This window comes from Variovorax sp. E3 (assembly GCF_016082275.1).
Classification (GTDB): Bacteria; Pseudomonadota; Gammaproteobacteria; order Burkholderiales; family Burkholderiaceae_C; genus Variovorax.
The window spans coordinates 1-5,648 of the sequence record NZ_MOWM01000267.1 but is presented as its reverse complement, the minus strand read 5'-3'; the positions used below and the strand labels follow the sequence as shown (position 1 = coordinate 5,648).

Here is a 5,648-nt window from a genome sequence, read left to right as displayed (position 1 = left end):
TCGCCACCGCTGTGCCCGCCCCCATCCCGGCCTTCCCCCAGAGGGGGAAGGAGTCAAACCCCGAGCGCCTTCGCCGTGCTCACCCCTCAATTCCCCGACGTATTCTGCGCATCGTCGAAGAAATAATCCTTCACCGACCCCGGCTTGTTCCTGATCGCGCCCACCCGGTGCATGAACTCCGCCAGCGGGTACGTGTTCTGCGGCGTGGTCTTGAACTGCACCTCGGGGTTCTTGATGATCTTCAGCAGCAGCTCGCGGTCGAGCTTCGCGTTGCTCACCTTCAGGTAGATGTCCGCCGCCTTCTCGGGGTTGGCCGTGACGAACTTCGCGGCCTCGTCGAGCGCATCGACGAAGGCCTTGTACGTCTTCGGGTTCTCGCTGCGGAATTTCTCGGTCGCGTAGAGCACTGTGGCCGACGACGGCCCGCCCAGCACCTGGTACGAGTTCAGCACGATGTGCGCATTCGGGTTGCCGGCCAGCTCCTGCTCCTGGAACGGCGGATTGCCGAAGTGCCCGGTGATCTCGGTGCCGCCCTTGATGATGGCCGCCGCCGCATCGGGGTGCGGCAGCGCCACGCTGATCTTGTCGAGCCGGTTGAATTCCTTGTCGCCCCACAGCTTGGCCGAGGCGAACTGCAGCACGCGCGACTGCACCGACACGCCCACCGCAGGCAGCGCGATGCGGTCCTTGTCGGTGAAGTCGGCAATGGTCTTCACGTTCGGGTTGTTGCTCACCAGGTAGTACGGGAAGTTGCCCAGCGAGGCCACGCCCTTCACGTTCTGCTTGCCCTTGGTGCGGTCCCACAGCGTGAGCAGCGGGCCCACGCCGGCACCCGCGATCTCGATGTTGCCGGACAGCAGCGCATCGTTCACCGCCGAGCCGCCCGAGAGCTTGACCCATTCGACCTTGGCATCGACACCCGCGGCCTTGGCGTGCTTCTCGATGAGCTTCTGCTCCTGCGCCACGTTCAGCAGCAGGTAGACGATGCCGAACTGCTCGGCGATGCGGATCTGCCCTTCGGCATGCGCGGCAAGGCTGCCGGCCATGAGAGCGAGACCGGTGGCGAGCGCGGCGGCTTTGCGGGTGAAGCGGTTCATTGTCTGAAAGGGTCCGGAAGAAAGAATCAGAAGGGCGTGTCGCCGACGATGGTCGTGCGGTTCAGGCGGCGGCGCAGGTGATCGGGCGTGCCCGCCGCCAGGTGCATCAGCGAGCGGTTGTCCCAGAACACGAGGTCGTGCGGCGCCCACGTGTGGCGGTACACGAACCCGGGCTTCACGCTGTGCGCGAACAGCTCGGCCAGCAGCGCATCGCTTTCGTCCTGCGGCAGGCCGACGATGCGCGTTGTGAAATGCTCGCTGACGAACAGCGCCTTGCGGCCTGTCTCGGGATGCGTGCGCACCACCGGCTGCACGGCCGGTGCGACCTGGTCGATCTGCGCCTGCGAGAGCTTGGGCCGCCACGGGTTCTTCGCGCGCAGCTCTTCGTACTTGGCGAGATAGCTGTGCTCGGCCTTCAGCGGCAGGATGCGCTGCTGCAGTTCAGGGCTCAGCGATTCCCACGCAAGATGCTGGTCGGCGAACAACGTATCGCCGCCTTCGCTCGGCAGCTCCTGCGCATGCAGCAGCGAACCGAGGCTGGGCTTGGGCTTGTACGAGATGTCCGAGTGCCAGTACACGCCCGCGTCGCCCAGGCCGATGGGCTCGCCGTTCTCCTTGATGTTGGAGACGATGAGGATCTCGGGGTGGTCTTTCAGCTGGAACTGGTGCAGCACATGAATCTCGAGCGGCCCGAAACGGCGGCTGAATTCGATGTGCTCGGCGGGCGTGACCTGCTGGTCGCGAAACACCAGCACATGGTGGTCGAGATGCGCGCGGTGGATGCGCGCGAAGTCTTCGGCGTTGATCGGTTTCGCGATGTCGAGACCGACGATCTCGGCGCCCACGGGGGCGTCGAAGGGGCGCACTTCGAAAGCTTGCGATGGGCCTTCGGAAGCGGGAAGAGAGGCTGCAAGAGTGGTCATGAACGGCGATCGAGGCGCTGCATGCATGCAGCGAACTCGCCACTCTAGGCCCAGCCGGCGCGATCGCGAAAGAACGATTCGTTGCTTGCTTATGGCCCACCGGACATGTGTGCCGGCAGGCGCCTGTCGCGCCGCGCTACTTCTTCCAGAACTGCCAGGCGCGCCGCACGCTGAAGGGCTTGAGCGAGGCAAGGCTGGCGTCTCCACCCACCGTGGCGGCAACCTCCGCCAGCCTGGCGCGCACCAGCGACAAGGGGTGCGCCGGAAAGGTCGAATCGTAGTCCGCCTTGTCCGAGGGAATCACGCGCAGCGGCGCGGCCCGCATCTTCTCGAACAGGTCCTCGCCGTCCTTCAGCATCACCGGCTCCGCGACGGGAGCATCGGCACTGAACCACTTGTCCCCCTCGATGATCATGACGGCCGCCTCGCGGGTCCCCGTGGTTCCGCTTTCGCCCGCCTCGATGTTGATCTGGTAGTTGCAGTCCCCGAACGGGAGCCAGAGGATGCCGACGTAGTACATCCCCAGGCTTCCCGGCGTCGGGGAGCGGTACTTGAACAACCCGCTCAGCATCTGGATCGAACCGGTCTTCAGTACCTCCATCGACAGCATGACGCCCCCGTTGTCGATGCACTGCTGCCGGTAGAAGGCTGCGGCGGCATCGGGCATGCGCAGGTCGAAGGCCCAGCCGACAGGCTTGGCATTGAAGCGCAAGAGATGCGCGACACGCGCGGTGTTCATCCAGAAACGGTGGTTCTCGCTCTGCTCGCCGAGCGTGCAGTCGGTGAGATCGAATGTGAGCGACCCGATGTCGGCCATGGCCTTTCCTCCCTGTTTTTTACAGCGCCGACTGTAGCCGGTGCCGTGCCTGCTTACAGGGTATGACTGCGGTCGCCCTCGGCAAAGCCCATCGCGTCCCACGCCGCGCCGACGGTGAAGCCCACCACCTTGAACAGCTCGCCCATCTCGTGCTCGTGGATCAGTCGCGCGGCCATGGCGCGCTCGGCCGTCGTGCCCTGTTCCATCTTCGCGAGCAGCCCGCAGTTCAGCAGGAAGCGCGCCTGGCTGGTGTAGCCCAGCACCTCGAGCCCCGCGTCCTGACCCGCCAGCGCGATGCCGGTGAAGTCGACGTGCGCGGTGATGTCCTTGTAGCCCACGTCGGACAGCGGATCGCCATCGGCCTGGTGGGCGCGGTGGCACATCACGGTGCCCATGTGGCGCTGCGGGTGGTAGTACTCGGCCTCGGGGAAACCGTAGTCGACGAGAAAGGCCGCGCCCTTCTTCAGCCGGTCCGCCAGCGTCGCGATGAAGGCCTTGGCCTGCGGGTGGATCTCGGTCAGGTAGTCGTGCTCACCGGGCACGTCGACGGGCGGGCGCAGTTCGGTCGGGCGGTCGGCCCACTGCCAGCCGTCGTTCTGCGCGTTGCGCACCACGCCGCGCTCGAACCATTGGCCGGCCACGCGCGCCAGCAGTTGCACCGGCATGGCGTCGAGCACCTCGTTGCCGACCACCACGCCCTCCATCGATTCGGGCAGCTCGTTGAGCCACTCGACGCGGTCGGCATAACGCACCAGCGCCTGTTGCTGGCGCTCGCGCAGCGTGCCCGACAGGTCGACGATGCGGTAGCGCACGTCGGTGCGGCCCATTTCGTCGAGTGCATGCAGCAGCTGCACGGCCAGCGCGCCGGAGCCCGCGCCGAATTCCCAGACGGTGGCGGTGCCGGTCTTGTCCAGCGCCTGGGCCACCTGCGCGGCCAGCGTCTGGCCGAACATGGGCGTGAGCTCGGGCGCCGTCACGAAGTCGCTGCCCGACGAAGGCATGTGGCCGAACTTGGCCGAGGTGTTGGCGTAATAGCCCAGGCCGGGCGCATAAAGCGCGAGCGCCATGAAGCGGTCGAAGCCGATCCAGCCGCCCGCGCGCTCGACGGAACGCGCGATGAGGTGGTCGAGGGCGGTGGGTAAACTGCTGGGGGTTGTCTTTGTCGTCACAGCGCCATTCTCCCCCCTCTCTCATCGCATGAGCACCGCATTCCCCTCCCCCGTCCGCCGCACCGTTCTCGTCACGGGCGCGGGCCGAAGGCTGGGCCGCGAGATCGCGCTGGCGCTGGCCGCGGGCGGCTGGCAGGTGGCGGTGCACTACCGCACGTCGCTGGCCGAGGCCGAGCAGACCGCGGCCGAGTGCGCCGCGCTCTCGGGTGACTCGGCGCTTTTTTCCGCCGACCTCGAAGACGAGCAGGCCACCCGCGCCCTGCTGCCCCGCGTGGTCGCGCGCTTTCGCGGCATCGACGCCGTGGTGCACAGCGCCGCGCTGTTCGAGCACGACGAGGCCGCCAGCTTCAGCTACGCGCTCATGGAACGCCATGCGCGCAGCAACACCGGCGCGGCCATCCTGCTGGCCAATGCATTGAACGAGCACCTGGCCGCGCGCGACGCGCAAGGCGCGGTCGTGCACCTGCTCGACCAGAAACTCTGGAACCCGAACCCCGACTTCTTGAGCTACACGCTCTCGAAAGCCGCGCTGGAGGCCGCCACGCCGATGCTGGCGCTGGCGCTGGCCCCGCGCGTGCGCGTGGTGGGCGTGGCGCCCGGCCTCACGCTGGCCAGCCACATGCTCGACGACGACAAGTTCGCGCAGTTGCACAAGCTGTCGCCGCTGGGCCGCTCCTCGACCGCCGCCGACGTGGTCGCCACCGTGAAGTTCGCGCTGGAGAACAGCTCGATCACCGGCACCACGCTGCTGGTCGACGGCGGCCAGCACCTGATGAAATTCGAGCGCGATTTCTCGCTCATGTGAGACCCCCATGCCTTCCCCCCACACCCACGGCCGCCAAACACTCACCCTGCTGGGCTTGCGCTTCGACGCGAACCTCGGGATCCTCGACCACGAGAAGGTCGCGCCGCAGCCGATTCAGGTGGACGCGGAACTCAACCTCGGCGAGCAGCCGCTGCTGCCGCAGGACGACGACATCTTCCACGTGCTGGACTACGGCAAGGTGCGCCTCATCATCATCGACGAGTGCACCGCCGAACACGTCAACCTGCTCGAAAGCCTGATCGGCAAGCTGGTGCAGCGGCTCCTGCAGCTGCCCGGCGTGCTGGGCGTGCGCGTGAAGATCGCCAAGCTCGAAATCTTCGACGACTGCGAAGTGGCGATCCGCATGGAGGCCGGCGAGTGGTGAGTCGCCGGCCAGCCTTCAGGCGGCCGGGCACACCACCGGGGCCTTGACGGCCGCGGGCCACATCCGCACCCCGAGCGCGCCGAGCGCCGACAGCGCGGCCATGGCCGCCACGCCCGACCAGCCCCACTGCGCCAGCACCAGCGCGCCGAGCGCCGAGCCTGTCGCCATGCCGATGAACACGCCGGTGAAGAACACCGCGTTCAGCCGGCTGCGCGCACCGGGGTCGATGCCGTAGACGACGGTCTGGTGCGCGATCAGCGCGGCCTGCAACCCGAAGTCGAAACCGATGGCGCTGGCCACGATGAGCCACAGCCGCGCGGCGGGCGCCATCTGCGGCGCGAGCAGCATCGCCGCGAACGACACCACCACCAGCGCGGCGCCCAGGCGAATCACCAGCTCGGGCCCGCGGCGGTCCGCGATGCGTCCGGCGATGGGCGCGGCCAGCGCACCCG

At 67.5% G+C, this 5,648-nt stretch carries 7 protein-coding genes; 2 read left to right on the top strand and 5 right to left on the bottom strand.

The window, feature by feature from the left end:
* Positions 1 to 86: 86 nt before the first annotated feature.
* From BMG07_RS39535 to BMG07_RS39520, 4 genes are all read right to left on the bottom strand, one after another.
* A complete protein-coding gene (locus BMG07_RS39535) occupies positions 87 to 1,097 on the bottom strand; it encodes an ABC transporter substrate-binding protein (protein ID WP_198089044.1) in 1,011 nt (336 codons plus the stop codon).
* A 26-nt stretch (positions 1,098 to 1,123) separates the two neighbouring features.
* On the bottom strand, positions 1,124 to 2,020 hold the full coding sequence (locus BMG07_RS39530) for a TauD/TfdA family dioxygenase (protein WP_198089043.1): 897 nt from the start codon (positions 2,018 to 2,020) through the stop codon (positions 1,124 to 1,126).
* Positions 2,021 to 2,156: 136 nt separating this feature from the next.
* Positions 2,157 to 2,837 carry a hypothetical protein gene (locus BMG07_RS39525; RefSeq protein WP_198089042.1) on the bottom strand — a complete coding sequence of 227 codons (681 nt, stop codon included), beginning with the start codon at positions 2,835 to 2,837 and terminating at the stop codon, positions 2,157 to 2,159.
* A 53-nt stretch (positions 2,838 to 2,890) separates the two neighbouring features.
* Positions 2,891 to 4,006, bottom strand: coding sequence for a class I SAM-dependent methyltransferase (locus tag BMG07_RS39520; protein ID WP_198089041.1), 1,116 nt, complete (start codon positions 4,004 to 4,006; stop codon positions 2,891 to 2,893).
* A 28-nt stretch (positions 4,007 to 4,034) separates the two neighbouring features.
* Here BMG07_RS39520 and BMG07_RS39515 point away from each other — a divergent pair, with 28 nt between their 5' ends.
* Both BMG07_RS39515 and BMG07_RS39510 read left to right on the top strand, forming a co-directional pair.
* Complete coding sequence (locus tag BMG07_RS39515) at positions 4,035 to 4,811, top strand: SDR family oxidoreductase (protein ID WP_198089040.1); 777 nt, start codon at positions 4,035 to 4,037, stop codon at positions 4,809 to 4,811.
* A 7-nt stretch (positions 4,812 to 4,818) separates the two neighbouring features.
* Positions 4,819 to 5,196 (top strand): dihydroneopterin aldolase, encoded by a 378-nt coding sequence (locus BMG07_RS39510; RefSeq protein WP_198089039.1) that lies wholly within the window; start codon positions 4,819 to 4,821, stop codon positions 5,194 to 5,196.
* 15 nt (positions 5,197 to 5,211) lie between these two features.
* Here the strand turns inward: BMG07_RS39510 and BMG07_RS39505 are convergent.
* The coding region (locus BMG07_RS39505; protein ID WP_198089038.1) for an MFS transporter at positions 5,212 to 5,648 on the bottom strand (437 nt) is incomplete at its 5' end.

What these genes read in the sequence shown, in the direction of transcription:
- BMG07_RS39535 (WP_198089044.1), bottom strand. Translation starts at nt 1,097, where the DNA reads ATGAACCGCTTCACCCGCAAAGCCGCCGCGCTCGCCACCGGTCTCGCT.
- BMG07_RS39530 (WP_198089043.1), bottom strand. Translation starts at nt 2,020, where the DNA reads ATGACCACTCTTGCAGCCTCTCTTCCCGCTTCCGAAGGCCCATCGCAA.
- BMG07_RS39525 (WP_198089042.1), bottom strand. Translation starts at nt 2,837, where the DNA reads ATGGCCGACATCGGGTCGCTCACATTCGATCTCACCGACTGCACGCTC.
- BMG07_RS39515 (WP_198089040.1), top strand. Translation starts at nt 4,035, where the DNA reads ATGAGCACCGCATTCCCCTCCCCCGTCCGCCGCACCGTTCTCGTCACG.
- BMG07_RS39510 (WP_198089039.1), top strand. Translation starts at nt 4,819, where the DNA reads ATGCCTTCCCCCCACACCCACGGCCGCCAAACACTCACCCTGCTGGGC.